Raw genomic sequence first — 1,660 nt, forward strand, 5'->3', positions numbered from 1 at the left:
CGGCGTTTGTCAACGTAGTTGTCGCGTCATTTCATGCTACATGCAGTGATACTTCTGGCTCAATCCGTTCCGGATTAAGCCAGACCTGATTCGCCAACTCCCAATTTCTGGTGTGTTGTGTCCACCGTTGAGGATGGCGGCGTTTGGCCTCGCTATAAACCTGCTGGCGCTGCTTTAGCACGACTGTAGCCTGCCCATTATGGCGTTGGGCTGGCGTGACAAACTTCAAGCCGCTGTGCTTATGGTCTTGATTGTACCAACGAACAAATTTCTGTACCCATGCCTGTGCTTCTTCCAATGTCGCGAACGGTTTGTCCGGGTAGTCTGGACGGTATTTGCAGGTCCGGAACAGGGACTCTGCATAGGCGTTATCGTTGCTCACACGTGGCCGGCTAAATGACGCAGCTACGCCCAGATGTTCCAACGTGGCGAGCATGGTGGAGCCCTTCATCGCACTACCGTTATCCGAATGCAGCACCAGCCTGCGTCCTGCCAAGCCTTCTGCCAAACTGGCACGGCGTATCAGGCGTGATGCCAGCTCTGCTGATTCTGCCCGATGGACTTCGTGACCAACGATCTTACGGCTGAAGACATCCATGATCATGTACCAATAAAAATACTGGCCTTTGACTGCAGCTGGTAGCCAGGTAATATCCCAGCTCCAGACTTCGTTAGGGCCGTGGGCGCAATGGCTGGTCAACACCCGGCTGGAGGGTTTCTTGGCTCTGCCGCGGTGATGTTGCTGTGATGCTTGTTTCAATACACGGTAAAAACTCGACTCTGAGGCCAGATATTGGCCACGATCCGCTAGCGTGGGAACGATCTGGCTTGGCGGCAAGCTGGCGAATTCTTCGCTATTGGCAACGGCAAGAATCTGGGCGCGTTCACCATCCGTCAGTTTGTTGGCCGGCGCTGGCCTGACGCTGGTGGTGCGGCGGTCTGCCGCCACAGCATCGTCACCTTCCCGCACCCAACGCTGGACGGTGCGCGCACTAAGTTCCAGCACGGCACAGGCTTGTTCCAGACGGCTACCAGCCTCCACTGCTTCTCTGATCAATGTAATACATAAACGGCGATCCGGGACACTGATCAGTCTTCCTCTTTGTCTCCCCAGATCGCCTGGGCTTTTTTTCTGAGTATCAATAACGCTGCGGCTTCGGCCAGCGCCTTGTCCTTGCGCAACAATTCTTTCTCCAATTGCTTTATACGCTTCTTGTCACCTTTGGACTGCTCACGCTGATCCCGTGTCTGCTGCTCTGCATGGGTGTTGGCTGTCAGACAGGCCATCTTCCAGGCTGCAATTTGTTCTATAAATAAACCTTTGCGACGGCAGTACTCTGCCAGTTCAGCCTCATTCAACGCTGCTGTTTCGAGTACAACCGCAAACTTGTCTTCTGAGCTCCATTGCTCTGCATTCTTTCCGCTACCTGGCACCACTATTCCTTGTTTCCTAACCTGACGTCGCCAAGTATAAAGTGTTTGCTCTGTAATTCCGCTTTCTCGTGCCAATTCCGATATCTTTTTATTCTCCGGCGGCATCATCCTCTTCAGGATCGCCTCTTTCCGTTCCTCTGAATACTTTTTCACTTGATCTCTTTTTCCCGCCCCCGATATGATTTCTATTTATCGGATGACGCGACAACTATTCTGACATCGGGGG

At 53.1% G+C, this 1,660-nt stretch carries 1 protein-coding gene; it reads right to left on the minus strand.

All coding sequences use genetic code 11. The annotated features are described in order from the left end of the window. Window positions 1-31: 31 nt before the first annotated feature. Window positions 32-1,587 (minus strand): IS3 family transposase gene (locus tag ACO0LN_RS30210; RefSeq protein WP_422980447.1). Its coding sequence is split into 2 segments (ribosomal slippage): window positions 32-1,125 and window positions 1,125-1,587, totalling 1,557 coding nucleotides; the frame shifts between segments, so codons are not numbered across the junction. Window positions 1,588-1,660 lie beyond the last annotated feature (73 nt).

Origin of the sequence: Undibacterium sp. TC9W (assembly GCF_049339865.1) — a bacterium.
Taxonomy (GTDB): domain Bacteria; phylum Pseudomonadota; class Gammaproteobacteria; order Burkholderiales; family Burkholderiaceae_D; genus Undibacterium.